This is a genomic window from Rhodanobacter sp. C01, assembly GCF_002001045.1.
Lineage (GTDB): Bacteria > Pseudomonadota > Gammaproteobacteria > Xanthomonadales > Rhodanobacteraceae > Rhodanobacter.
Genome location: NZ_MUNR01000010.1, coordinates 279,670 through 305,540 on the forward strand (window position 1 = coordinate 279,670; position 25,871 = coordinate 305,540).

The 25,871-nt window shown below is 65.1% G+C and carries 17 protein-coding genes and 1 riboswitch; of the genes, 10 read left to right on the top strand and 7 right to left on the bottom strand.

All coding sequences use genetic code 11. The features are described from left to right. Positions 1 to 7 precede the first annotated feature (7 nt). Positions 8 to 823 carry a helix-turn-helix transcriptional regulator gene (locus tag B0E50_RS08655; RefSeq protein ID WP_077440780.1) on the bottom strand — a complete coding sequence of 272 codons (816 nt, stop codon included), beginning with the start codon at positions 821 to 823 and terminating at the stop codon, positions 8 to 10. A gap of 227 nt (positions 824 to 1,050) precedes the next feature. On the opposite strand from B0E50_RS08655, the gene B0E50_RS08660 reads away from it, so the two are divergent. From B0E50_RS08660 to B0E50_RS08680, 5 genes are all read left to right on the top strand, one after another. Beyond that, entirely contained in the window at positions 1,051 to 1,323 is a 273-nt protein-coding gene (locus tag B0E50_RS08660; RefSeq protein WP_077440781.1) for a hypothetical protein, read from the top strand. Positions 1,324 to 1,376: 53 nt separating this feature from the next. Beyond that, a complete protein-coding gene (locus B0E50_RS08665) occupies positions 1,377 to 1,856 on the top strand; it encodes a MarR family transcriptional regulator (protein ID WP_343124473.1) in 480 nt (159 codons plus the stop codon). 22 nt (positions 1,857 to 1,878) lie between these two features. After that, entirely contained in the window at positions 1,879 to 3,333 is a 1,455-nt protein-coding gene (locus B0E50_RS08670; RefSeq protein WP_077440783.1) for an efflux transporter outer membrane subunit, read from the top strand. 10 nt (positions 3,334 to 3,343) lie between these two features. After that, a complete protein-coding gene (locus tag B0E50_RS08675; protein WP_077440784.1) occupies positions 3,344 to 4,534 on the top strand; it encodes an efflux RND transporter periplasmic adaptor subunit in 1,191 nt (396 codons plus the stop codon). A gap of 62 nt (positions 4,535 to 4,596) precedes the next feature. Next, complete coding sequence (locus B0E50_RS08680; protein WP_077440785.1) at positions 4,597 to 6,117, top strand: DHA2 family efflux MFS transporter permease subunit; 1,521 nt, start codon at positions 4,597 to 4,599, stop codon at positions 6,115 to 6,117. A 93-nt stretch (positions 6,118 to 6,210) separates the two neighbouring features. On the opposite strand, the gene B0E50_RS08685 is transcribed toward B0E50_RS08680, so the two are convergent. The 3 genes from B0E50_RS08685 to B0E50_RS08695 form a co-directional block, all read right to left on the bottom strand. After that, positions 6,211 to 6,738, bottom strand: coding sequence for an acyloxyacyl hydrolase (locus tag B0E50_RS08685; protein ID WP_168170848.1), 528 nt, complete (start codon positions 6,736 to 6,738; stop codon positions 6,211 to 6,213). Positions 6,739 to 7,002: 264 nt separating this feature from the next. Beyond that, positions 7,003 to 8,526 carry a pitrilysin family protein gene (locus B0E50_RS08690; protein ID WP_254427221.1) on the bottom strand — a complete coding sequence of 508 codons (1,524 nt, stop codon included), beginning with the start codon at positions 8,524 to 8,526 and terminating at the stop codon, positions 7,003 to 7,005. Then, on the bottom strand, positions 8,523 to 9,893 hold the full coding sequence (locus B0E50_RS08695; RefSeq protein ID WP_077440787.1) for a pitrilysin family protein: 1,371 nt from the start codon (positions 9,891 to 9,893) through the stop codon (positions 8,523 to 8,525). The genes B0E50_RS08690 and B0E50_RS08695 overlap by 4 nt, the downstream gene beginning before the upstream one ends. 156 nt (positions 9,894 to 10,049) lie before the next feature. Here B0E50_RS08695 and B0E50_RS08700 point away from each other — a divergent pair, with 156 nt between their 5' ends. The 5 genes from B0E50_RS08700 (at position 10,050) to B0E50_RS08720 (ending at position 16,712) form a co-directional block, all read left to right on the top strand. Continuing rightward, positions 10,050 to 10,643, top strand: a complete 594-nt coding sequence (locus tag B0E50_RS08700) for a DUF2239 family protein (RefSeq protein ID WP_077440788.1) — start codon at positions 10,050 to 10,052, stop codon at positions 10,641 to 10,643. An 83-nt stretch (positions 10,644 to 10,726) separates the two neighbouring features. Further along, a complete protein-coding gene (locus tag B0E50_RS08705) occupies positions 10,727 to 12,010 on the top strand; it encodes an MFS transporter (protein ID WP_077440789.1) in 1,284 nt (427 codons plus the stop codon). Positions 12,011 to 12,224: 214 nt separating this feature from the next. After that, on the top strand, positions 12,225 to 13,874 hold the full coding sequence (locus B0E50_RS08710) for a multicopper oxidase domain-containing protein (protein WP_077440790.1): 1,650 nt from the start codon (positions 12,225 to 12,227) through the stop codon (positions 13,872 to 13,874). A 210-nt stretch (positions 13,875 to 14,084) separates the two neighbouring features. Beyond that, on the top strand, positions 14,085 to 16,127 hold the full coding sequence (locus tag B0E50_RS08715) for an alkaline phosphatase family protein (protein ID WP_077440791.1): 2,043 nt from the start codon (positions 14,085 to 14,087) through the stop codon (positions 16,125 to 16,127). 111 nt (positions 16,128 to 16,238) lie between these two features. Next, positions 16,239 to 16,712, top strand: a complete 474-nt coding sequence (locus B0E50_RS08720; RefSeq protein ID WP_077440792.1) for a DUF3617 family protein — start codon at positions 16,239 to 16,241, stop codon at positions 16,710 to 16,712. 23 nt (positions 16,713 to 16,735) lie between these two features. Here the strand turns inward: B0E50_RS08720 and B0E50_RS08725 are convergent, their stop codons facing one another. The 3 genes from B0E50_RS08725 to btuB form a co-directional block, all read right to left on the bottom strand. Continuing rightward, on the bottom strand, positions 16,736 to 19,915 hold the full coding sequence (locus B0E50_RS08725) for an efflux RND transporter permease subunit (protein WP_077440907.1): 3,180 nt from the start codon (positions 19,913 to 19,915) through the stop codon (positions 16,736 to 16,738). 212 nt (positions 19,916 to 20,127) lie between these two features. After that, entirely contained in the window at positions 20,128 to 23,283 is a 3,156-nt protein-coding gene (locus tag B0E50_RS08730; RefSeq protein ID WP_077440908.1) for an efflux RND transporter permease subunit, read from the bottom strand. 270 nt (positions 23,284 to 23,553) lie between these two features. Beyond that, the gene (gene btuB, locus B0E50_RS08735) at positions 23,554 to 25,491 is read right to left on the bottom strand and encodes a TonB-dependent vitamin B12 receptor (protein ID WP_077440793.1); all 1,938 of its coding nucleotides are present in this window, start codon (positions 25,489 to 25,491) and stop codon (positions 23,554 to 23,556) included. A 127-nt stretch (positions 25,492 to 25,618) separates the two neighbouring features. Continuing rightward, a riboswitch (cobalamin riboswitch) is annotated at positions 25,619 to 25,853 on the bottom strand. Positions 25,854 to 25,871: the final 18 nt, after the last annotated feature.

Genomic DNA, 25,871 nt, shown 5'->3' on the forward strand with positions numbered 1-25,871 from the left:
GCCGCGATCAGGCTGACGCCGGCTTGCGCGCGAAATAGCGCGCCGGCGGCTGGCCGAAATTGCGCCGGAACATCGCCACGAAGGCACTGACGCTGACGTAGCCCAGCGCGTCGGCGACAACCGCCACCGGTGTACCTTCTGCCAGTTGTTCCAGGCCGCGGCTGAGGCGTGCCTGCTGGCGCCATTGCGCGAAGCTCAGCGCGGTCTCGACACGGAACAGCCGGCTGAGGCTGCGCGCGGACAGCCCGGCGCAGGTGGCCCAGTCCTCCAGGCTGCGGTTGTCATGCGGCTGTTCGAGCACGGCTTGGGCGATACGCAACAGCCGGCGGTCGAACGGCATCGGCAGGTGCAAGGGTTCGTGTGGTGCGCGGCGCATTTCATCCAGCAGCACCGACATCACCCGTTCCTGCTCCGCGTCGAGCCGCTCGTGCCAGGTCCACGAGCTGGCGCGATGCACCAGCGCCCGCAGCAGCTCGGTGATGCCGATCACGCAGGGACGTGCGGGCAGGCCGTGGTCGATGTCCGGCGTGATGAACACGCCCCAACCGCTCATCACCCCGCTGATGCTGACCGTATGCAGCTCGCCCGGCGGCATCCACCCGGCACGGTGTGGCGGCAGCATCCACGAACCGTGTTCGGTGTGCACGTGGACAAGGCCGCTCTCGACGCAGAAGAACTGCCCGCGCAGATGGCGGTGCCAGTCGTAGGTCTGGGTGTCCTCGCCGTATTCGCTGGCGGCTTCACGCTCGATCCGATAGGCGATCAGCGCAGGGCCGCCGACCTGCTCGATCAGTTCGTGGACCTGCTCCTTGGAAGGTGGCATGGCCGATTCTCGATATAAGTTGACCAAATAACGTTATCAGATTGCAGCGAGTCTGCCTAAGCTGTGACCTTCCCGACCGCCTACCGGCCGGGACAGATGCCGCTGCCGCCGCTCGCGGTTTCATCCATGCGGACAAATGCCTGCACCGAACAGTGTCACATCGGGCGGGATTCGCCCGTCCTGATCAGGGATGTCGCCGTGTCGCGACATCCCACGTCGAGGATGCCATGTCGCCCATTGAACTGATTTCCGTCAAATCCCGGGCCGCCGCATCGCCGGTGGAAGCCTTCATCGCCTGTGCTCACCAGATGCTTGATCCAGTGACGCCCGAGGCCGTGCGCCGCGCCATGGAGCCACGGCTGCTGGCCCAGTTGCCCGCCCTGCGGGCACTGGGCGTGTTCGAGCTTTTCGAGATCCGCGACCCGGCCCTGCGTGCGTGGCTGGCCGACGAGCTGGCCGAATTGCCTGGCCGACGCGAAATTTTGCTGAAACAAACATAAACTGACATATATTTGCCTTGACAAATATACTTTCGGCAATAGAATGCCGCGGCATGAAGCCAAACACGCCCTCCCACGAACTCTCCGGCACGCCTGATCCACATACGGCCAGCCTCGGCATGCTGCTGACCATGGTGCGCTCCGAAATGGTGCGTGCGATCGAGGCGGAACTGTCCAGCCAGGGCGTGGACCTGAGCTTTACCCAGTATCTGATCCTGAAGAAGGCGCAGCAGCTGGGTGCGGTCTCGGCTACCGAATTGGCCCGCGCCGTGGAACTCGATGGTGGCGCAATGACCCGCCAGCTCGACCAGCTGGAGCGCAAGGGTTACCTGCGCCGCTCCCCGCATGAACAGGATCGCCGGGCTCTTCGCATCGAGCTGACCGACGCCGGCGTGGCCGTATGGCAGAACACCGCCTCCGTATGCAGCGAGCGCGTGATGACCGCGTCGCAGCGCTCGCTGAGCCAGCTCGAAAGCGAGCAGCTGCACAACTACCTGGAACGCGTGCTGCAGGCACTGCGCGACAAGAACTGATTCGTTTACCTGGACACCACCCATGCGTCTGCACTTATTTGCGGCTGCGACCGCACTGACTCTTGCCCTGGCCGGCTGCGCCAGCAGCGGCGGTCTGCATCCCGACGGCACCCCGATCGATCCATCCACGCTCAAGGCCGAGCGCAGCCTAGCCGGAATCACCCTTTCACCCGCCGCATGGCCGACACAGGACTGGTGGAGCGGGCTCGGTGATCCGCAGCTCTCTGACCTGATCGGCGAAGCACTCAAGGACAACCCCGGCCTGGCGATCGCCGATGCGCGTGCACGTCAGGCGCAGGCGGAAGTCGGCGTCGCCGACGCTGCGCGTGGCCCGACCGTCAACGGCGGCGCCAGTGTTGCCGGCGCGCGCCTGCCCGATGGCCTGCTCAGCCCCGAGTCGCATTTCGCCGCCGCCAAGTACGGCTATGCCAGCTTCAACTGGGGCCTCGACCTGTGGGGCGGCAAGCGTGCCGCGTGGCAGGCCGCACTGGGCCAGGCACGCGCCGCCGATATCGAGGCACGTGCGGCGCGCATCGAACTGTCCGGCAACGTGGCACGCGCCTATGTGCAACTCGGCTATGCATACACCCAGCAGGATCTGGCGAAGGCCGAACTGGAGCGCGCCGGCAAGGCGCGTCAGCTGACCCGCCAGCGCGTGGCCGCCGGCATCGACAGCCAGCTGCAGTTGAAGCAGGACGATGCGGAAGTGGCCAGCGCCGAGCGCGAACAGGCCGTGGCGAACCGCGCAATTGATGCCGCCCGTTCGGCGCTGTCGGTGCTGCTCGGCAAGGGCCCGGATCGCGGCCTGGACATCGGTCGTCCGCAGACGCTGGCATCGGCCGTGCTGACCGTGCCAACCGACCTGCCGGTTGAACTGATCGGCCATCGTGCCGACCTGGTCGCCGCACGCTGGCGTGTCGAGGCGGCCGGCAAGGACATCAAGGTCGCCAAGACCGAGTTTCTGCCGAACGTGAACCTCGGTGCGATGGCCGGCCTGCTCAATATCGGCGGCGGCAATCTGTTCCAGGCCTCGTCCCGCTTCTACGAATTCGGCCCCACGCTGAGCCTGCCGATCTTCGACGGTGGCCGCCTGCGCGCCAATCTTTCCGGCAAGGATGCGCAGTACGACATCGCCGTGGCGCAGTACAACCAGACTCTTGTCGGCGCACTGAACCAGGTCTCCGACGACATCACCGCACAGCAGTCGCTGGACCAGCAGCTCGCCGCGCAGCAGCGCGCACTGGATGCCGCCCGGCAGGCCTGGGATCTCGCCCAGCAGCGGTACCAGGCCGGTGTCGGCAGCTATCTGGAAGCACTCAGCGTGCGCCAGCAGCTGCTGGTCGCCGAACAGGGCATGGCGGCGCTGCAGGCGCAGCACATCGATATCTCGATCCAGCTCATTCAGGCGCTCGGCGGCGGCTATATGCCGCAAGCCGGCGACATGACTCCTTCCTCCCCTTCCTCTTCGCATTCCTGAGGCACCCCTCATGTCCAGCCAGACCCCTACCGCGACCGCCCCGGTCGCCCAGCCGCCGGAAAAGAACCGCCGCGGATTCCTGCTGCGCCTGCTCGGCGTGGTCGTGCTGCTCGCCCTGATCGCATGGACGCTGTGGTACTTCCTCGACGGGCGCTGGTACGAAGGCACCGACGATGCCTACGTCTCCGGCAACGTGGTGCAGGTGACCCCGCAACTGTCCGGCACCGTGGTCACGATCGGTGCCGATGACGGCGACCTCGTACACGCCGGTGACGTGCTGGTGAAACTCGACGACAGCAATACCGAAGTGGCGCTGGCCTCGGCCAGGGCGAATCTCGCCAACACGGTGCGCAAGGTGCGCGGCCTGTACAGCAGCGTCAGCGGCGCGCAGGCCGACGTGGCCGCACGCCAGGTGGCGGTGGACAAGGCGCGTGCCGACTACAACCGCCGGCGCGATCTGGCCAAGTCCGGCGCGATCTCCGCCGAGGAACTGTCCCACGCACAGGATGCGCTGACCACCGCCGAAAGCGGGCTGATCACTGCACAGCAGCAGTATCAGACCAGCAAGGTGCTGGTCGACGACACCGTGGTCGCCTCGCATCCGGACGTCCAGGCGGCCGCGGCGAACTTGCGCGCGGCCTACCTGGACAACCTGCGCACCACCATCGTGGCGCCGGTCGACGGCTACGTGGCAAAGCGTTCGGTGCAGCTCGGCCAGCGCATCGCGCCGGGCCTGGCATTGATGGCGGTAGTGCCGCTGCACCAGGTGTGGATCGACGCGAACTTCAAGGAAACCCAGCTCACCCACATGCGCATTGGCCAGCCGGTGGACATCCGTAGCGATGTCTACGGCAGTGCGGTGACCTACAAGGGCAAGGTGGAGAGCCTCGGTGTCGGCACCGGCAGCGCGTTCGCCCTGCTGCCCGCGCAGAACGCCACCGGCAACTGGATCAAGATCGTGCAGCGCATACCGGTGCGCATCGTGTTCACCGATCCGAAACAGCTCGACCAGCACCCGCTGCGCATCGGCCTGTCCACCGACGTGGACGTGAGCCTGCATGACCAGAACGGCCCGATGCTGGCGCAGCAGCCACCGACCCAGCCGGCCTTCAGCACCGATGTGTACGAGAAGCAGCTGGCCCAGGCCGATGGCCTGATCGCGCAGATCATCCACGCCAACATGGCTGGCAGCTCCAAGTAAGACAGCGCGCCGCCCGCGAGCAGCGGGCGGCGCAGATCCAACCCATTGACTGACCGATCCCGATGACCACCCCATTCCGTCCACCCAACATGGTCCTGGCCACGATCGGCTTGTCGCTGGCGACCTTCATGCAGGTGCTGGACACGACGATTGCCAACGTGTCGCTGCCGACCATTGCCGGCAACCTCGGCGTGAGCGTCAACCAGAGCACCTGGGTGATCACCTCGTTCGCGGTGAGCATGGCGATATCGCTGCCGCTCACCGGCTTCCTCACCCGCCGCTTCGGCGAGGTGAAGATGTTCATCTGGTCGACCCTGCTGTTCTCGCTGGCGTCATTCCTGTGCGGCGTCGCACAAAGCATGCCGATGCTGATCCTGTTCCGCGCGATCCAGGGTGCGGTGGCCGGCCCGATGTACCCCGTCACCCAGGCGCTGCTGATATCGATCTACCCGCCCGCAAAACGCGGCATGGCGCTGGCATTGCTGGCGATGGTCACCGTGGTGGCGCCGATCGCCGGTCCGATCCTCGGCGGCTGGATCACCGACAACTATTCGTGGCCGTGGATCTTCTTCATCAACGTGCCGATCGGCATCTTTGCGAGCATGGTGATCGGCAACCAGATGAAAGGCCGCAACGATGTCACGCAGCGCCCCAAGATCGACTACGTCGGCCTGATCACCCTGATCATCGGCGTGGGCGCACTGCAGATCGTGCTGGACAAGGGCAATGACGAGGACTGGTTCAACTCGACCTTCATCGTCATCACCAGCATCGTCTCGGCCATCAGCATTGTGGTGTTCCTGATCTGGGAACTGACCGACAAGGAGCCCATCGTCGACCTGAAGCTGCTGCGCCACCGCAATTTCCGCATGGGCACGCTGGCGCTGGTGCTGGCCTATGCGGCGTTCTTCGCGATCGGCCTGCTGGTACCGCAATGGCTGCAGCGCAATCTCGGCTACACCTCGACCTGGGCCGGCTACGCCACCGCGCCGCTGGGCATCCTGCCGGTGCTGCTGACTTTTGCAGTGGGCAAATACGCCTCGCGCTTCGATCTGCGCCTGCTCGCCTCGGCGGCGTTCCTGGTGATGGGAACTACCTGTTTCCTGCGTTCGGACTTCTATCTCGATATCGACTTCGCCCACGTGGCACTCGTGCAGTTGCTGCAGGGTCTTGGCGTGGCACTGTTCTTCATGCCGGTGACAACGATCCTGCTGTCCGATCTGCAGCCCAACGAGATCGCTGCCGGCGGTGGCCTGGCCACATTCCTGCGCACACTCGGCGCGAGCTTCTCGGCATCCCTGACGACCTTCATGTGGGAGCACCGCGCAATCGTGCATCACGCGCAGCTGACCGAGCACATCACGATCTATGACCCGGCCACGCAGGCGACCATGAGCCAGCTCGGCGACTCACAGACGTCGGCCGCGCTGGTGAACCAGATGATCACCCAGCAGGGTTTCCAGATTTCGTTCAACGAGGTGTTCCACATGCTTGGCTGGGTGTTCATGCTGCTGATCTTCGTGGTGTGGCTGACGCGGCCACCGTTCACCGCGAAGGCTGCGGCTGCGGCCGGTGGACACTGAGCAGCAACGCGAGAACAACACGCCATGATCACGAAACCGGCGGCCCTTGGCCGCCGGTTTCGTGTGTGCCTGTCGCATCGGAAAACCCGCCAGCTACAGATCGAAGCCGATACCTACCAGTGCCATGGTCTCGCCCCGGTTGGGGCTGTGCAGATCACCGTTGGAAATATGCCGGATGCCCAGCATGAAATGCCGGCCCTGCCAGCCCAGCGTGCTGACGAATTCGTACGGGGTGCTGAGGGCCAGCGTGCGTCCCGTGTGCAGGGCAGGCTGGAAACTGAAGAACAGCGATCGATACCAATCGCCCGGATCGCCATAGCGGAAGCGTGCTCCGCCCGCCAGCAGCCAGCTCTGGTCGCGCGTACTGTAGAGGTGGCCGTCGTGGCGATAGTTGTCGTAGCCGGCGATGTCGCGACCATCGATCCAGCCCAGCGAAACATCCGGCGACCAGCTGAAGCGGCTGTCACCGATGCGGTGTTCGTCGAACACGCCTTCGACAAACGCCGTGTTCGTCGCGTAGCTGTCCATGTAGCTTCGCCCGGCCTCGATTTCCACACGGACAGCCGCTGCAGCCGGCAACGCGATTGAAGCAAGCGCCATGACCATGATGGATCGGGTCATGACGGAACGGAGTGGTCTGGCAGACAAAGACATGAGGGAAAGCCTATGGGGATAGGGGCAAGATGTATTTGTGTACCATGCAGTTTACTAAGATCGTGTCGCCTTTGGGTGAAGTCCAGTGAACACGTCAGTGAACGCTGTGTTTCACCACGCGAGCCATCCGCAGTCATCGCGATGCGCGCAGGAAGTGACCCGGTCCGATCGTTCGCACCATTAAAAAACCCCGGCAGTTGCCGGGGTTTTTTTATGGCAGGGCGGTTGGCCCTAGCGGGTTGTGCCGGATCCGACCACCGGCTGCAGGTCGGGGCTGTCCAGGTCGAGCGCCGTCGATTCCATCAACACCGCTTGCGGATGCCGCTTGCGGATGGCGTCACCGAATTGCGCCGCGTCGCCGACCACCACCACCTTGCTGCCATCGGCATCCAGGTGCCTGTGCGCATACGCCTGGATCTGCTTCGGCGTGACCGCCTGCACCTGCTCGATGTACTTGCCGATCTCGCCCAGCTTCACGCCGTAGACTGCCAGCTCGCCGACCTCCTCGGCGAGGCCGGCCGTGGTCTCCAGACTGCGGCCATAACCGCCTATCAAGGTCGCCTTGCGTGCGGCCAGTTCCTGCGCATCGACCTTGCTGCCGCCGAGACGCTTGAATTCCCCGAGCATCAAGTCCACCACCTGCGGTGCCGACGGATTCTTGGTCTGTGCGGAGGCCAGCCACATGCCGGCGTCGCCGAGTGCCTGCAACCGACTGTTGGCACCGTAGGACAGGCCGCGCTTGATGCGGATCTCCTCGTTCAGGCGGGCGGAATACGAACCGCCGAGCACCGCATTGGCCACGGTGCCGACGTAGTAATCGGCGCTGTTGCGCGGCGGTGCCGCGTGCGCGGCGACGACGCCGGCCTGGCCTGCACCATGCTGGTCGATCAGCAGTAGTGCCGGCATGCGGCTGGCCGTCGTGCCGACCGGTCGCTGCGGCAGCGGTGCGGATGGTTTCTGCCAGTCGCCGAAGCTGGTCTGCGCCAGCTGCTGCGCCTGCGCCGGGGTGATGTCTCCCGTGAGGATCAGGATCGCGTTGTCCGGTCGATACAGCCGCGCGTGCAACTGTTGCACGTCGGCGCGACTGATCCGCGCGATCGAGGTCGGTGTGCCGCTGCGCGAGTGGCCGTACGCACCGTCACCGAACACGCCGCGGCTGGCGGCCAGCGAAGCCAGCGCGGTCGGCCGGCTCAGCATCAGGTGCAGGTCGTCGACCGCCTGCGCCTGCGCACGCTTGAGTTCGTCCGCGCTGAAATCCGGCTGACGCACCACCTCCGCGAGCAGGCCCAGCGCCTGCGGCAGCTTCGGCGTGGTCACCGTGATGCCCACCGCGCTTTCATCCCAGCCGGCCGCCGCTGTCAGCGAACCGCCCAGCGTCTCGGCGGCTGCGGCGATCTGCGGTGCCGTCTTGCCGACGGCGCCCTTGGTCAGCAGGTTCGCGGTGAGATCGGCCAAGCCGGCCAATTGTGGCGGGTCCATCTCACCGCCGCTGCGCAGCACCAGCTGCGCGGTAACCAGCGGCATGCCGGCCCGAAGCACGCTGATCACCTGCAATCCGTTCGGCAAGATTTGTGCGAATGGTGTCGGTACGCTGAGTTTCGGGGCTGGGCCCGGCGCGGGCGGCACCGTCGGGAAACCGTACCCGGCGTCCGCGGCAGCCGGCGTCGCGAGCGCGCCGCCAGTGGCAAGCATGACAGCGGTAAAGACGGCCAAGCGCAGTGCAGGCATGTGATGAGAGATCATGGTACGGCTCATTTCGCTGCTCCCTTGCCGGCGGCCTGCGGCAGGTAATCGATGGTGACGCTGTGCGCACCGGTGACGTATTTCTGCAGTACGCGATGCACATCCGCCTCGGTAACTTTCTGCAGCGCGGCCAGATCCGTATTGACGTGCTCCGCGCCGCCGTCAATCAGGCTCGCCTGCCCCAGCGCAAACGCGATGCCCTGGGCGGTCTGCCGCTGTCGAAGTTCCTCGGTCAGCAGCTGGGTCTTCACCTTGTCGAGTTCGGCAGCTGGAATCGGCTGGGTCGCCAGCCAGATGATTTCCTCGTGCAGCAGCTTCTCCGCCTCGGCCGGCTGATGGCCGCTGGCGAGGATCGCATAGGCGGTAAACAGGCCCGGGCCAGCGCGGCCATCGGCATCCACGCCGACCTGCTGGGCGATCTGATGGCGATACACCAGCGACTGGTACAGCCGCGAGGAGTCACCCTGCGACAGCAGCGCCGCGGCCACCTGCAACGGGACGATGTCGGCGCTGTCGGCGGCCGGCGGGATCAGCCAGGTGATCGCCACGGCGGGCAGCGGCGCGGTCGCGCTGGTGACGGTGTAGCTCAGGTTCTTTTTGCGTACCGGTTCCTGTGCAGTGACCTGGGGAATCGGCGTGGCCGGTTTCGGTATCCAGCCGAAGTACTGGTCGACCCAGGCATCGAGCTGTTTCGGATCAAAGTCACCGGCGACGATCAGGGTGGCGTTGTCAGGCCGGTAGAAGGTGTTGTGGAAATCGATCACGTTCTGCAGCGAGGCCGCCTCCAGATCCTCGATGCTGCCGATGGTCGGACGCTTGTAGGGGTGCACGGTGTACGAATACGGGTCGATTGCGTTGAACAGCTTGCCGTACGGATTGGCCAGCACGCTCTGGCGGTATTCCTCCTCGACCACGGCGCGCTCGGACTTGAAGTTTGGTTCGTCGACGTTGAGGTTGGACAGCCGCTCGGCTTCGGCCCACAGCAAGGTCTGCAGGTAGTTGCTCGGCACGATCTCGAAGTAGTTGGTGACGTCGTCGCCGGTGGATGCATTGTTGGCACCGCCGACGTCCTCGGTCAGCCGGTCCATCTGCTCGGCATGCATGTGCTTCGTACTCTTGAACATCAGGTGCTCGAACAGATGCGCGAAGCCGGAGCGCCCCTCGGGGTCGTCCTTCGAGCCGACGTGGTACCACATCTGCACCGCCACATTCGGGCTGGCGTGATCCTCCACGCTGATCACCTGCAGGCCATTCGGCAAGATGCGCTGGTGGTACTGGATCGGCGGAATGCTCAGCTCGGTCGCAGCCAGCGGCGGCGACAACGCGGCGAACAGGGTGAGTGAGGCAAGCAAAACGGCCGGGCGCAAGCGCTTGGTCATCCCTTCAATCCCTTCGGTCAAAATCCAACCATAGCAAGCCCATGGCGCGACATGAGCATGACTTTCGGGCCACGGCGGCAACGTTTTACCCGGGCATTATTGACACTCTATTTAATCCGGGTAAAATCTGCCTTCATAGCCATCGGGTCAAAGCACATGCATCGCCGTGACACCCCCCCTTGCAGCGCCTTCGCCGGCAACCGCCTGATTGCCGACGGCGCGCTGGCCGATGTGGTGCGCGCCACGAAGCAGGCGCTCGATGCCGGTGTGCGCGACCCCCTGCTGATTTTCGACAACCATGACAGTCGCCAGATCGAAGTGGATTTTCGCGGTACCGAGCATCAGGTATTGGCGCGCCTGCCCCAGGTTGAAGTCGCGCCGGAACCCGCCGCACGCGGTCCGGGCCGGCCGAAGCTGGGCGTGGTTCCACGCGAGGTCACCCTGCTGCCGCGTCATTGGGACTGGCTTGGCCAGCAGCCGGGCGGTGCCTCGGCAGTGCTGCGACGACTGGTCGAGCAGGCCTTGCGTGGGCATGGCGCAAAAGACCGCGCACGGCACGCGATGGAAGCGGTCGACCGCTTCATGCTCGTGATGACCGGTGATCTCGTTGGTCACGAGGAAGCATCGCGGGCGTTTTACCGGCGCGACCGCGAGCGTTTCACCACGTTGACCGAACCATGGCCAGTCGATGTGCGCGATCATCTGCGCCGGCTGGTCACGATTGCCTGGGATGAGGTGGCCGCCAGCTGACTTCCATCGTTGCAACCGTGACATCGCCTTAAAACTCATTCCATGCAGCACGGCAGTTTGCGACTGCGATCAAGGACCTCCCGATGCAGACCTCTTCTCGCGGCTCGCTGTTCGCCAATCACAACTTCACCCTGCTGTTCGGCGGCAGCACGATCTCGGCGATCGGTGATCAGTTCACCCTGGTGGCGTTGCCGTGGCTGGTGCTGAAGCTCACCGGCGATCCGGCAGCACTCGGCCTGGTGCTGGCGGCGATCGCGTTGCCGCGTGCCGTGTTCATGCTGATCGGTGGCGCGGTGGTGGATCGCATGTCGCCGCGGCGCGTGCTGCTGGCCGGGCGCGCGGTCAATGCACTGCTGGTCAGCCTGCTGGCGCTGCTGGTACTGGCCGGGGCGATCCAGATGTGGATGATCTACGTGATCGCGCTGGGCATCGGCTTGTCCACCGCGTTTGCCTATCCGGCGGGTTCGGCGATCCTGCCGCAGCTGGTGGAGCCGACGCAGCTGCAGCCGGCCAATGCGCTGTTCATGGGCATGCGCCAGCTGAGCATGATCGTCGGCCCGGTGCTGGCTGGTCTGGTGATCGGTACTGGTGCACATGCGGGACAGCCACAGGCCGTCGCTGACGCCGGCGGACTCGGGCTGGCCTTCGGTGTGGACGCGGTGAGCTTCCTGTTCTCGCTCGGTTCGCTGATGCTGGTGCGCATCCATAGCGACCATCACCCGAAGACGCCGATCGGCAGCGTGCTGGCCAACGTCGCCAGTGGCATCCGCAACATCTGGGCCGACCTGCCGTTGCGCGCGTTCATCCTCTACGCCGCGGTGGTGTCGGTGTTCGTCGGTGGCCCGATCCAGGTCGGCCTGCCGGTGCTGGCCGATACCCGGCTGGATCTGGGCGCCGCCTCGCTGGGCATCCTGATGACCTCGAACGGTGTCGGCATGCTGCTGGGCAGCTTTCTCTCCGGCCTCGTGGCTCGCGTGGTCAAGAGCCGGCTCGGCTTGATGGTGCTGTGCATCGACAGCATTGCCGGACTGGCCGTGGCCACGCTGGCGCTGGTGCACTCGACGCTGGCCGGCGCCGTATTGCTGGCCGGCACCGGCATGCTCGGCGGCATCGCGCAGATCGCCATCGTCAGCTGGATCCAGCGCCGTGTGGCACCGGAAATGATGGGCCGCACCATGAGCGTGCTGATGTTCACCTTCATGGGTCTGGGCCCGTTGTCGGCGGCGATCGCCGGCAGCCTGCTGAAGGTGATCTCGCTGCCGGCGCTGTTCATCGGTGCGGGGCTGATGCTGACCGTGATCGCGCTCTGCTGCATGACCAGCCCGGCGCTGCGCAGCATCGGTGCGGCACGACCGGCCGAGGCGTGAAGATGGTGCCGCGCCGACTGGACACTTCCATGAGGATGTAACCGGCTTCACGGTCTGGAGCCTGTCTGCCCGTCGATCTCTCGGTTGCCACATGACTGTCATGGGGGCTGCCTAGGGTGGAACCCATGATTCATGCATCTCATTTCTGCGGGCTACTCCCGATGTGCTTCCGTAGCCGTGCGCCCGTTGATCGAACCGGCCAGGGTGGCCGGTCATGACGCTGTCGCGGCGCCGTTTCCTGTGCGGTGCCGGCAGCCTGCTCGGTGCGTATGCCGTCGCCGATGCCTTGCAGCTGGCCGCAGCGAGCACGATGCCGATGGCGATGCCGGCACGCCTGTCGGCCGCCACGCTGGCGGCGCCGAAGGTACCGCTGGTGAATCCGGTGTCGCTGGCGCGCTTCGTCGACCCCTTGCCGGTGCCACCGATCGCGCGTGCTGCCGGACGGCGTGCGCATCCCGCCTATCCCGGTCGGACCCTCCCGTATTACCGCATGCAGATGCGCGCCTTCCATGCGCGCCTGCACCGCGACCTGCCGCCGACACCGCTGTGGGGTTACGAAGGCCTGTCGCCCGGGCCAACCATCGAGGCCACACGCGGCGAGCCGTTGCTGGTCGAGTGGATCAATGCACTGCCGGCACAGCACTTCCTGCCGATCGATCACACCATCCATGGCGCCGAGCGTTCGAAGCCGCAAGTGCGCGCTGTGGCACATGTGCACGGTGCGCGTGTGCCGGCGGGCAGCGACGGTTATCCGGAGGACTGGTTCGAGCCCGGTCATTCGGCGCTGTATCACTATCCAAACGGGCAGGACGCGGCCACGCTGTGGTACCACGACCACGCGATGGGCATCACCCGGCTCAACATCTATGCCGGCTTGTTCGGTGCGTTCAATGTGCACGATGCCGAGGAGCAGGCACTGGGCCTGCCATCGGGCGACTGCGACCTGCCGCTGATCCTGTGCGATCGGCTGGTCGCCCAGGACGGCCAGCTCTACTACCCGGTCTCGGACGATCCGTCAGCGCCGTGGGTGATGCAGTGCAAGGGCAACCTCACCTTGTGCAACGGCAAGCTGTTTCCGTATTTCGAGGTCGAGCCGCGCCGTTATCGACTGCGCCTGATCAATGTGGCGAATTCGAGTTTCTTCGATCTCTCGCTGTCGCACGATCAGCCGTTCCAGCAAATCGGCAGTGATCAGGGCTTGTTGTCCGCGCCGGTCGAGCGCACGCGGATCGAGTTGTATCCCGCCGAGCGCGCCGATGTGGTGATCGATTTCTCCGCTCTCGCCGGGCAGTCCGTGCAGTTGCGCCAGCAGGGCGAGGGAGTCATGGAATTTCGTGTGCGCGATCGTGGCCGTCGCGATGCGTCCGCGCTGCCGGCAAGCTTGCGCCCGGTCGCGCGCATCGATCCAGCTGGTGCCGTGCGCGATCGCGTACTGACGCTGGAGGAAGTGGACGACGCCGGCGGCAATGCCATGGGCATGCTGCTCGGCGGCAAGCACTGGTCCGATCCCGTCACCGAAGATCCGCGCCAGAACAGCATCGAGACCTGGAGCTTCGTCAACCTCACCGGCGACGCGCATCCGATCCACCTGCATCTGGTGCGCTTCCAGGTGATCGATCGACGGCCGTTCGACCTGTTCGCCTGGAATGCACATCGCACGCTCAAGTACACCGGTCCCGCGCAGGCGCCGCCACCGCACGAGGCCGGCTGGAAAGACACCGTGCGCGCCGATCCGGGCATGGTCACGCGCATCGCGATGCGCTTCGAGGGCGAACCCGGCCGCTATGTGTGGCACTGCCACCTGCTCGAACACGAAGACAACGAGATGATGCGGCCGTATCAGTTGTTGCCCGCGCAGGCCTGATCCCACGCATCTGATGTGAACCAGTGCACAGCGACGCGCATTGTCGCCGCACTGTCATGTTGGGCGTGTGCGTTGTCGTGGAAGTGCCAACGCGACGTCATCTGCACGGACCAGACTGCCAGCGGCCCGCACGTTGCAGCATCGCACGGGCCGGAATCAGGGGGATCACACGATGGCAGCCTTCACAGGGTTCCTGCAGGAGATCCAGTCATGCTCACGTTGTTTGGCCGCAAGCGGCTCATGCCGCTCTTCCTCGGCGCGCTTGCCACCGGCGTTGCCGGCATAGTCAGTGCGCAGAGCACCACCCCACCCGACAAGGATGCCGCGTTCCGCCAGAACGTGCCGACCACGGCCACCACCAACCGCTCCAGCCTGCCTGGTGGCGTCGTCGTGCTGCATAACCCCGGCAACGGCCCCGACCGCAGCGGCGATACGCGCACCCCGATCAAGCACGTCATCCTGCTGATCGGCGAGAACCGCACGTTCGACCACGTCTATGCCACCTATACGCCGCCGGCGGGGCAGACCGTGCACAACCTGCTGTCGGAGGGCATCGTCAACGCCGACGGCACACCAGGTCCGAACGTCGCTGCGGCACGCCAGTGGCAGGCCTCGAACACTGGCACCTATTCGAATGCACCCACGCACACCTCGCCGTACACGCAGCTTCCGTCAATGAACACCGGTGGTGCGCCCACCCAGCCGTATCTCGCCTCGGCAGCACAGGCACAGGCGATCGAACCGGCGTTGCCGGCGAATGATTATGTCGAACTGGCCGAGGGCGGCACGGGCCTGCCCAACGACGTCATCGACACGCGTTTCCCCACCCAGCTGACGAACGCGCCGGTCGATATGCACGCCTCGATCAGCTACAACGATTACGCCAACAGCCCGGTGCATCGCTTCTTCCAGATGTGGCAACAGCTCGACTGCAGTGCCCAGGCAGCCACCAGGAAGAATCCGAGCGGCTGCCGCAACGACCTGTTCCCGTGGGTCGAGACCACCATCGGTGCCGGCAACAACGGCGTGGCGCAAGCGGCCGGCTTTACCGATCAGAGCACCGGCGAGGGTTCCACCTCGATGCAGTTCCTCAACATGAACAAGGGTGATGCGCCGTATTTCGAGCAGCTGGCCAAAACCTATGCGCTGAGTGACAACTTCCACCAGTCGGTGATGGGCGGCACCGGTGCCAATCACATCATGCTCGGCTTCGGCAGCCCGATCTATTACGCCGACGCGCAAGGCCATCCCGCCGTGCCGCCGGCCAACCAGATCGAGAATCCCGATGCACAACCGGGCACCAACAACTGGTATGTGCAGGACGGTTACGGCGGTGGTTCCTACGTCGACTGTGCGGACGATACCCAGCCGGGCGTCGCTTCGGTGAAGGGCTATCTGCGCGGTCTGCCGTATCGCACCTTCCGCGGCACGGATTGCAAGCCGGGCGCCTACTACCTGGTCAACAACTACAACCCGGGCTATCTCGGCGATGGCACGCCCGCACCACTGGGCGCCAACCAGTTCACCATCCCGCCCACCACCCAGGACAACCTCGCGCTGCTGCTGAACCGCCATCACGTCAGCTGGAAGTACTACGGCGAGGGCTGGGGCAATGGCAAGGAAAACGGTGAGGCCGGCACCTTCTGCAACATCTGCGATCCGTTCCTGTATTCCACCCAGGTGATGACCAACCCGAAGCTGCGCGACAACAACCAGGATATCAACGACCTTTACAACGATATCCAGAACAACACGTTGCCGGCGGTTTCCATTGCCAAACCGGATGGACTGCTGGACGGCCATCCGTCCTCGTCCAAGCTCGAGCTGTTCGAGGGCTACGTGCAGAAGATCGTGCAGATGGCCCAGGCCAACCCGCAGGTGTGGAACGACACCGTGATCATGGTGACCTTCGACGAAGGCGGTGGTTACTACGACTCGGGCTACATCCAGCCGATCGACTTCTTCGGTGACGGCACGCGCATCCCGCTGCTGGTGATTTCCAAGTACTCGCAGGGCGGTCGCGTGGTGCACACCTATTACGACCACGTCTCCTTCGACAAATTCGTCGAGGCCAACTGGGGGCTGCACGAGACGATCTCGCCGCGCAGCCGCGACAACCTGCCCAACCCGGTTGAGTTACCCAACAATCCCTATGTGCCGGTCAACTCGCCCGCGATCGGCAACCTGATGGACATGTTCGACTTCGGACATTTCCCCAAAGCCAGTGTGGCAGCCAGCGACACGCAGGACTGAGCGTCGCACGCATGCCCTGCCCTGCATTCGCAGGCGGGGCATGCGTGCGTCCGGGCATCACGCCTTGAGCGATGCCTGTCCTGATCCCGATTGCCGCGGAGTGTTCCAACGATGAACCATCCCCTCAAGTATCCCCGGTCGCTGCACGTTTTCGCCATCCGCCATGGCCTGGCTTTCGCCCTGCTTCTCGCAGCGGGGCTTGGCAGCACGGCAAGCCGCGCCGACCCCGGCGATTTCCAGGCGATGCCCGGGCTGTGGAAGACCGTGACGCGTGTCGTTGAACATGGTCATGCAGGGCCGCCAACGATTCGCTGGCAATGCGTGGACGAAGATGCGGACCCCTGGCTGATGTTCGCGGACCTGCCCATTCCGGATGCGTCATGTCAGCGCAGTGACCAGCATCGCAGCAATACCGCCCTGGCCTGGACAGTGAACTGTTCCGGCCATCCACCGCATAGCGGGCATGGCCGCGTGGATTTCGATTCGGCCGAGCACTATACCGCCAGCGTCGAACTGCAGGATCGCGGCGAGGTCGTGCGCGTCGAGGGCCAGCGCTACGCCGCCTGCACCGGTCCCAGCGACTGATCCTCTTGTCCCGCGAGCAAGCGCTATTTCGGCAATGCCGGCATCTGCTGCTGCAAGGTACGCTGGCGCTGGATCTCGGTGCGTAGCTGTTTGCGTCTCGCCTTGCGTTCGCGGCGATCGTGCTGCCACAGGTAGATTGCCGGCGTGCTCAGCAAGGTCAGCAATTGCGACACCAGCAGGCCACCGAGGATGGCGATGCCGAGCGGCTGGCGCATCTCCGAGCCGTAGCCGAAACCGATCGCCAGCGGCAGCGCCGCGCCCATCGCGACCAGGGTAGTCATGGTGATCGGACGGAAGCGCACCAGCGCCGCCTCGCGGATCGCCTCGGGGGCGGACTTGCCGTGTTCGCGTTCGGCGACCAGCGCGAAGTCGACCATCAGGATCGCGTTCTTCTTGACGATGCCGATCAGCATCAGCACCGCGATCACCGACATCAGGGTGAGCTGGGTGTGCGTGACCAGCATCGCGAGGAAGGCGCCCATGCCGGCGGCCGGCAAGGTGGAGAGGATGGTCAGCGGATGGATCAGGCTCTCGTAGAGGATGCCCAGCACCACGTACATCACCAGGATCACTGCCAGCAGCATGATCAGTGCATTGTTCAGCGTATCGACCAGGTTCTGGTTGTCGCCGGTGTACTGCTTCTGCACGCCAGGCGGCAGGTGGGCGACGAAGATCGCCTGGTCGACCAGCTTCAGGCCATCCGTCTGGGTGATGCCCTTGTCGAGGTTGTAGTTGATCGATGACGATTCGAGCTGGTTGTAGTGGCTGACCGTGACCGGCGCAATGCCCGGCGCGATCCGCGCCAGCGCGGACAGCGGAATCATCTGCCCAAGCGAGTTGCGCACATAGGTGCTGAGCAGGGTGGCCGGACTCAGCGCGGCGGCACTCTCGGCGGTAAGCACCACGCGATACTGGTTGAGGTCCGAATAGATCGTCGACACCTGGTTCTGGCCGAACGCGTCGTACAGTGCCGAATCGACCTGACCCATGTTCACGTTCAGCCGTGCGGCGACATCACGGTCCACCTGCAGCATCTGCTGCTTGCCGATGCTGTCGAAGCTGGTGGTCACATCGCGGAACTGCTTCATGCCGCGCATGACCCGCGCCAGCTGCAGGGTGGGTTGCTGCAAAGGCGTGCCGTCGTTGCTGCTGAGCTGGAACGCGTACTGGCCCTGGCCGCCGCTGCTGGGTCCGCCGCCCTGGATGAACTGCACTGCGGTCAGCGACACGTCGAGGTCGGTGACGGTCTTGTAGTACTTGTCCAGCCGGTCGACCACCGCCTGCGCCGAATCGTGGCGGTCACCCGGACCGTCCCCATACTGCTTGAGGTCGACGAACAGGATCGAGCGGTTGGTCACCGTGCTGTTGTTGTTGCCGCCGCCGAGGATGGTGGAAACATCGAGCACCGCCGGATCGGCCTGCAGCACCGCCGCCATCGCCTGCGTGCGCTTGGCCAGCAGGTCGGGCGAGATGTTGGCGTCGGCGGTGATCTGGGCGCGCAGAAGGCCGGTGTCTTCCTTCGGCATCAGGCCGCCGCCGGCGACCTTTGCCACCACGATCGCCAGCAACACGGTCAGCACCAGCAGGATCGGCGGTTGCCAGCGCATGATGCGGCGGTGGCGCATGGCCCAGTCCAGCCCGCGCTCGTAGATGCGCAGCATGCCGCGGTCGAAGCGCTCCGCCATGCGTTCCAGCCGGCCCGGCGCACGACTGCCGGCCGGTGGCTCGTGCAGCAGCCAGCGACCGCACAGCGCCGGTGTGAGCGTGAGCGAGACGACCGCGGAGATCACGATGGTGGCGATCAGCGTGACTGCGAACTCGCGCATCAGCATGGTGAAGATGTTGTCGCCAAACACCATCGGCGCGAACACCGCGATCAGCGACAGCGTGATCGAGATCACCGTGAAGCCGATCTCCTTCACACCGGTGAGCGCAGCCTGCAGCGGCGCCATGCCGCGCTCCATGTGGCGCACGATGTTCTCGATCACCACGATCGCGTCGTCCACCACGAAGCCCACGCACAGCACCAGCGCCACCAGCGAGAAGATGTTCAGGGTGAAGCCGAGCATCCACATCAGCACGCAGGCACCGGCCAGCGACAGCGGCACGCTGAACATGGCGATTACGGTCGGCCGCACGCGGCGCAGGAATACCAGCATCACCAGCGCCACCATCACGATGCTCATCGCCAACGCCACCTGCACTTCGTGCAGGGCGGATTCGGTGGTCGGGGTGAGATCGAAGATCGGGGTGATCTGCACATCGGCCGGCATCAGGTTGTGGAAGCCCGGCAACGCGGCCCGGATCGCCTCCACCGTGGCCACCGCGTTCGCCTCCGGCCGCTTGCTGATCTGCATGGTCACCGCGCGCGTGCCGTTGAACCACGCCGCGGCATACTGATCCTGCTGACCGCTGCTGATCGTGGCCACGTCGGCCAGCCGTACCGGAATGCCGTTGCGGCTGGAGATCACCAGCGTGGCAAAGTCCTGCGCGGTCTGCAGCGAATCGTTGGCGGTCACCGTCATCTGCGAGACACCGTCGCTCAGCGTGCCCTGCGGCGAGGTGACATTCGCCGCGCGCAGCGCGTTCGCCACGTCGTTTGCGGTAATCCCCTTGTTGGCCAGCGCGGAGGTATTCAGCGCGATCCGCACTGCATGCGGCGCGCCGCCGGAAACCGTCACCTGCGCCACGCCGGGGATCTGCGCCACGGCCGGTTGAAGCAAGGTGGCGGTGAGGTCGTAGAGTTTGTCCGGCGGCAGGCTGGTCGAGGTCAGCGATACCAGCAGCACCGGGATCTGCGAGGTATCGAACTTGATGTAGTTCGGCGGAATGGGCAGACCCGGCGGAAGGTCGGCGGCGGCGGCGTTGATCGCCGCCTGCACGTCCCGCGCGGCGGCGTCTACTTTGCGGCTCGTGTCAAACAGGACCTGGATCTGCGCGCCGCCCTCGCTGGCGCTGGAGAACATCTGCTTGACCCCGGGAATGCGTCCGAGATGACGCTCCAGTGGCGCCACCACGGTGGTGGCCATGGTTTGTGCACTCGCACCAGGCATCTGCGCAAACACGGCCACGCCGGGAAACTCGATCGACGGGAAAGCCGCCACGCCCAGCAGCAGGTAGGCGCAGAACCCGGCCAGCATGAGGCCGATGGCGAGCAGCGAGGTGCCGGCAGGGCGGCGGATCAACGGTGCAAAGATATTCATGGCACGTCCATGGCCCGCAAGCATAACGGTGAGTCGCCGTGGTCAGGCATGCCCGCGGCGGACAACAGGGTAACGGCAATCGCCGGCATCCGGGTCATGCGGGCTTTATGCCTGCCACAACGCGCCGGCGGATGTGCCTGAAGTCCATGCCCTGCTGAAAAGCAGGGCGCGGTGGCGCACATCCGCTGGCTGCCATGCCATGGCACTCGCGCTCAGGTTGCCGGCAGCGCCTTCAGCCGGCGCTTCTCGGCGCGGCGCTCGCGCCGCGCCGCCTTGCGGATCTTGCGGTCGTGGTTCCACAGGTAGATCGCCGGCGTGCTGAGCAGGGTCAGCAGCTGCGACACCAGCAGGCCGCCGACGATCGCGATGCCGAGCGGCTGGCGCATTTCCGAGCCGATGCCGAAACCGATCGCCAGCGGCAGCGCCGCACCCATCGCGACAAGGGTGGTCATGGTGATCGGGCGGAAGCGCACCAGTGCCGCCTCGCGGATCGCCTCGGGCGCAGGCAGCCCGCGCTCGCGTTCGCCGACCAGGGCAAAGTCCACCATCAGGATCGCGTTCTTCTTGACGATGCCGATCAGCATCAGGATCGCGATGATCGCCATCAGCGAAAGCTGGGTCTGCGTCACCAGCATCGCAAGGAACGCACCGGCACCGGCGGCCGGCAAGGTGGACAGGATCGTCAGCGGATGGCCGAGGCTCTCGTAGAGGATGCCAAGCACGATGTACATCGCGATGATCGAGCCGATCAGCAGCACCATGCCGTTGGACTGGGCCTGCTGCAGGCGCTGGTTCTGGCCGGTGAAATCGACCCGGATGCCGGCCGGCAACCCGGCCACATAGGCGGCCTGTTCGACCAGCTTGATGCCGCTGTCCTGCGGCACGTCCTTGGCGAGGTTGTAGGTGATCGTGGCCGCTTCCATCTGGTTGTGATGGCGGATGCGCAGCGGGGTGCTGTTGGGTTCGATGTGCGCCAGCGCGGACAGCGGAATCATCAGCCCCTGGTTGTTGCGCACGCGCAGGTTGAGCAGCCCTTCCGGGCTGATGCTATCGGCCGAGCCGGTGGTGAGCACCACGAAGTACTGGTTGATGTCCGAATAGATCGTCGAGACCTGGCGTTGCCCGAACGAGTTGTACAGCGCCGTATCCACGTCGCCCATGCTGACCTGCAGGCGGCTGGCTGCCTCGCGATTCACCTTCAGCAGTTGCTGCTTGCCGACCTGGTCGAAGTTGCTGCTGACATCGCGGAATTCCTTCATCGTGCGCATCTGGCGCACCATCTTCAGCGCCGACGGCTGCAGGTCGCCGCCATTGCTGTCGACCAGCTGGAATTCGTACTGGCCGCCCTTGTCGCCGCTGCCGCCACCGCCGAGGAACTGCGAGGCACTGACCGAAACTTTCACATCCGCCAGCTTGTCGTACTGTTTGGACAGCCGCTCGATGACTTTCTTGATGTTCTCCGGCCGCTCGCCCGGGCCGCTGCCGCGAGGCTTCAGGTCGACAAACATCTGCGCCGTATTGCCTACCGCGCCACCGGCGTCGTTGCCACCGAGCATGGTCAGCTGGTCGAGCACGGCCGGATCGTCCAGCATGATCTTCATCACGGACTGGGTGCGCTCGGTCAGCTGCGCCGGCGAGATGTTGGCATCCGCACTGATCTCCACCTGCAACTGCCCGGTGTCCTCTTCCGGCATGAAGGTACCGCCGGCAGTCTTCACCACCGCCATGCCGAGCAGAACGGTGACAATCAGCAGGATCAACGGCTGCCAGCGCATGATCCGCCGGTGCCGCATCGCCCAGTCCAGCGCACGCTCGTACATGCGCAGCATGCCGCGGTCGAAACGCTCCACCGCGCGTTCCAGCCGGCCCGGCGGCGGCGGGTTGGCCGGTTCGTGCTTGAGCAGATAGGCGCACAGCGCCGGGGTGAGCGTGAGCGAGACCAGCGCGGAGATCACCACCGCCGCGGTCAGCGTCACCGAGAACTCGCGCAACAACATGATCAACATGTTGTTGCCGAACAGCAGCGGCGCGAACACCGCCACCAGCGACAGCGTGATCGAGATCACCGTGAAACCGATCTCGCCCACGCCGGTCAGCGCCGCCTGCATCGGCGACATGCCATGTTCCATGTGGCGCACGATGTTCTCGATCACCACGATCGCATCGTCCACCACGAAGCCGATGCATAGCACCAGCGCCACCAGCGACAAGGTGTTGAGCGTATAACCGAGCGCCCACATCACCACGAACGCACCGGCCAGCGACAGCGGTACGCTCAAGGTGGCGATCATGGTCGGTCGCAGCCGGCGCAGGAACACCAGCATCACCAGCACCACCATCACGATCGAGATCAGCAGCGCCACCTTCACCTCGTGCAGCGCCGACTTGGTGGTCTGGGTGAGGTCGAACACCGGCGTGAGGGTGATGTTGGAAGGCAGCGAAGCCCGCAGCTGCGGCAGTCGCGCGCGGATCGCCTCCACCGTGGCTACCGCGTTGGCTTCCGGTCGCTTGGTGATCTGCAGGCCGACCGTGTGCTCCTGGTTGAACCACGCCGCCTGGTATTCGTCCTGCTCGCCGCTGTAGACCTTGGCCACGTCGGACAGCCGTACCGGCGTGCCGTTCTTAACCGAAATCAGCAGGCGGGCGAATTCGGCCGGCTCCTGCAGGCCATCGCTGGCGGTCACCGTCATCTGCGTGTGACCATCGCTCAGCGCACCCTGCGGCGAGGTGACGTTGGCTGCACGCAGCGCATTGGCGACATCGTTCGAGGTGAGTCCCTTCGCCGCCAGCGCGTTGTTGTCCAGTTCGATGCGCACCGCATGCGGCGTGCCACCGAATACCTGCACCTGCGCCACGCCGTCGATCTGCGCGACCGCCGGCTTGAGCAGGGTATCGGCGAGGTCGTACAGCTTGTCCTGCGGCAACCCGCTCGAAGTGAGCGTGATGAACACTATCGGGATCTGCGAAGTGTCGAACTTGAAGTACTGCGGCGGCGACGGCATGCCCGAAGGCAGGTCGACCGCGGCGGCATTGATCGCCGCCTGCACGTCGCGCGCAGCGCTGTCCGCGGTACGCGAGAAGTTGAAGCGCACGCTCACCGAGGCGGCACCCTCGGTGGCGTTGCCGTACATGTCGTCGATGCCGGGGATCTGCCCCAGATGACGCTCCAGCGGCGCCAGCACGGTGTTGGCCATGGTCTGCGCACTGGCGCCCGGCTGGTTGGCCACCACGTAGACGCCGGGGAAGTCCAGCGACGGCAACGCCGCCACGCCCAGCAGCAGATAGGCGCAGATGCCGGCTAGGGTCAGGCCCAGCGCCAGCAGCGAGGTACCCGCCGGACGGCGGATCAGGGGTGCGAAGATATTCACGGCGCGTCCATGGCCGGCCAGCATGGCGGCGAAATGTGGCAGCCATACAGTCGTGCCGGAGGCAGCGTGCTGGCCACAACGGGGAATGGTATCTCGATCATGCCGGCTTTATGCCTGCAGTCGCGTCCCGGCGTATGTGCCTGAAGTCCACACCCTGTCGGAAGGCATGGGTGCGAATTCCCTTATACGTGCCGCCCAGCCCATGCCGCTCTTCCCTCCACTCCATGGACCGACACCGCCGGCTTCCGTGCCGGCGGTTCATGCAACAACTCAGTGCGTGGACGGGCTGTAACGCAGGGTCAGGTACCAGGTGCGACCAGGCTGGTTGTAGTAGTAAACGGTCTCGTACTCTTTATCGAACGCATTGGCGAGCTTGGCCTCGACCTGCCAGTCGGCTGTGAAGTGCCAACTCGCGCGCAGCGCCAGCGTACTGTAGCCGCCGAGGCGGTTCACATTGGCGGCATCGTCGTAGCTCCTGCCGGCGACATACCAGGTGGTGCCGACGCCGAAGTCGCCGAAGCGACGGTCGATGTCGATGCGCGCGGTGCGCTCCGGGCGACGCGGCAGCAGGTTGCCGCTGTTGGCATCGGCAGCGCCGCCGTCGTCCTTCGGTTGCTGCAGGGTCAGATAACCCTGCACCTGCCAGCCATCCAGGTTCGCGCCGAGCTGGCCTTCCAAGCCACGGATGCGTGCCTTGCTGACATTGAACGGCACGTAGTTCTGGCTGGGGTCGAGCAGGATCAGGTCGTCGATGTCGGTCTGGTAGGCATTCACCGCCCAGTTCCAGATGCCGAGCTTCTGGCTCAGGCCCAGTTCGCCGCTGCGCGACTTCTCCGGCTTGAGATTGGGATTGGCCGACGGGATGCCGTAGTACGGCGGGTAGTACAGGTCGTTGAAGGTCGGCGCGTGGAACGCCGTGCCGTAGCTGGCCATCAGGCGCAGATCGTGATCGAAGCTGTAACCCCAGGCCAGCGCGCCGGTGTCGTGGCCGCCGTACTGCGAGTTGTCGTCATGTCGCGCGGACGCCTGCAGCTCGTTGCGGCCGAACGTGCCCTGGTATTGCACATAGGTGCCGGTGTCGTTGCGGTTGTCGGCCAGGTAACCGGTGCTGCTGTCGAGGTGTTCCTGCTGGTAATCCACGCCGACCGTCAGCAGCTGGTTCGAGGCGAGCTCGATGTCGTTCTGCCACGAGTACTGGTTGCGCCGCGAGTTGTAAAAACCGGTCTGCGCGAACGGGTAGTAGGTGCCGTAATAGGTGCCCTGGTAATACGTGGTGGCGAGGTCCTTGCTCTGCCCCGCATTCAACGTGACCTTCCAGATGTCCAGCGGCGAGAAGCTCAAGCGCACGCCAGCCACGCGCTGCTCGTTGACCGCATCGTTGCCGCCGTAAGGGCTGCCAGCATATTCCACGTCGTTCTTGCTGCGCAGCCAGGTGAAGGCCAGCTCGGTGCCGTTGTCCCAGCGGTAGCCGGCATTGGCGGAGCCATTCCAGTTGCGGTAGGCGTCATCGCGCAGATCGTCGACGAAGCAGCCGGCGCCGTTGCCGCCGTTGGCCTCGGCCGCGCCGAACTTGCAGCCGGGAAAGCCGCTGGTGTACTCGCCGCCCAGGCTGACGTTGTACCAGGCATGCTGGTCGCCGCCGGACAGGCCGGCCTGGCTGCCGAACAGGCCATTGCTGCCGGCCGTCATGCTCAGCGACGGCGTGATGCCGCCGTCGGCCTGGCCATGGCGGGTAAAGATCTGGATCACGCCGCCGATCGCGTCGGCGCCGTACAGGCTCGAGCGCGGACCGCGCACGATCTCGATGCGCTCGATCTGCTCCACCGGAATCTGCTCCAGCGAGGCCAGCCCGGCCGTCACCGAACCGATCCGCACGCCGTCGATCAGCACCAGCGTATGGGTGGAATTGGTGCCGCGCAGGAAAAGCGAGCTCTGCTGGCCAAGGCCGCCGCTCTGGGTGAAGGTCACGCCGGGCAGGCCAGTCAGCAGGTCGATCACCGATACCGGCTGCAGCCGCTCGATATCGGCGCGGGTGATCACGGTGACCGACGACAGTGCATCGTCCACGGTGATCGCGGTGCGGGTGGCCGTGACGATCACCGGATCCAGTGCCGTCGCATTGTTCTGGGCGGTCGTGTCGTTCTGGTCCGCCGCATGAGCGGTTATCGTGCAGCTCAGGATTGCCGCTGCCAGCAAGGTCTTCTTCAAGGTATTCCCCTCGGCCGCACACCCGCGCACGGCTCATGGTTGCAATGAGCTGGCAGCAGGCATAGGGGAGACGGAACGACGGGCAGGCAGGATCGCCACACGCGTGGTTCGGCCTCGCCCACCGCGAGCCACCAGGAATCGTTCGGGCCGGTCTCCGGGCTTGCGAGCGACATGCGGGGATCCGCATGTCCGGAACAGCACCTTCCCGTGCTCAAGCACAGTGGCGTTCGCCGTTCGTGAATCTCGCTTACCGTTGCGGGGGCAGCGCCGGCCTTGCAGTGTTGTCGAACACCACGCACCGGCTTCCCGTTTCATCCCTTGGACGTCATGCCTGTCGGGACACCTGAACCGCGCCACTTTAGCTTCGGACGGCTATTTCA

What these genes read in the sequence shown, in the direction of transcription:
- B0E50_RS08655 (WP_077440780.1), bottom strand. Translation starts at nt 823, where the DNA reads ATGCCACCTTCCAAGGAGCAGGTCCACGAACTGATCGAGCAGGTCGGC.
- B0E50_RS08660 (WP_077440781.1), top strand. Translation starts at nt 1,051, where the DNA reads ATGTCGCCCATTGAACTGATTTCCGTCAAATCCCGGGCCGCCGCATCG.
- B0E50_RS08665 (WP_343124473.1), top strand. Translation starts at nt 1,377, where the DNA reads ATGAAGCCAAACACGCCCTCCCACGAACTCTCCGGCACGCCTGATCCA.
- B0E50_RS08670 (WP_077440783.1), top strand. Translation starts at nt 1,879, where the DNA reads ATGCGTCTGCACTTATTTGCGGCTGCGACCGCACTGACTCTTGCCCTG.
- B0E50_RS08675 (WP_077440784.1), top strand. Translation starts at nt 3,344, where the DNA reads ATGTCCAGCCAGACCCCTACCGCGACCGCCCCGGTCGCCCAGCCGCCG.
- B0E50_RS08680 (WP_077440785.1), top strand. Translation starts at nt 4,597, where the DNA reads ATGACCACCCCATTCCGTCCACCCAACATGGTCCTGGCCACGATCGGC.
- B0E50_RS08685 (WP_168170848.1), bottom strand. Translation starts at nt 6,738, where the DNA reads ATGACCCGATCCATCATGGTCATGGCGCTTGCTTCAATCGCGTTGCCG.
- B0E50_RS08690 (WP_254427221.1), bottom strand. Translation starts at nt 8,526, where the DNA reads ATGAGCCGTACCATGATCTCTCATCACATGCCTGCACTGCGCTTGGCC.
- B0E50_RS08695 (WP_077440787.1), bottom strand. Translation starts at nt 9,893, where the DNA reads ATGACCAAGCGCTTGCGCCCGGCCGTTTTGCTTGCCTCACTCACCCTG.
- B0E50_RS08700 (WP_077440788.1), top strand. Translation starts at nt 10,050, where the DNA reads ATGCATCGCCGTGACACCCCCCCTTGCAGCGCCTTCGCCGGCAACCGC.
- B0E50_RS08705 (WP_077440789.1), top strand. Translation starts at nt 10,727, where the DNA reads ATGCAGACCTCTTCTCGCGGCTCGCTGTTCGCCAATCACAACTTCACC.
- B0E50_RS08710 (WP_077440790.1), top strand. Translation starts at nt 12,225, where the DNA reads ATGACGCTGTCGCGGCGCCGTTTCCTGTGCGGTGCCGGCAGCCTGCTC.
- B0E50_RS08715 (WP_077440791.1), top strand. Translation starts at nt 14,085, where the DNA reads ATGCTCACGTTGTTTGGCCGCAAGCGGCTCATGCCGCTCTTCCTCGGC.
- B0E50_RS08720 (WP_077440792.1), top strand. Translation starts at nt 16,239, where the DNA reads ATGAACCATCCCCTCAAGTATCCCCGGTCGCTGCACGTTTTCGCCATC.
- B0E50_RS08725 (WP_077440907.1), bottom strand. Translation starts at nt 19,915, where the DNA reads ATGAATATCTTTGCACCGTTGATCCGCCGCCCTGCCGGCACCTCGCTG.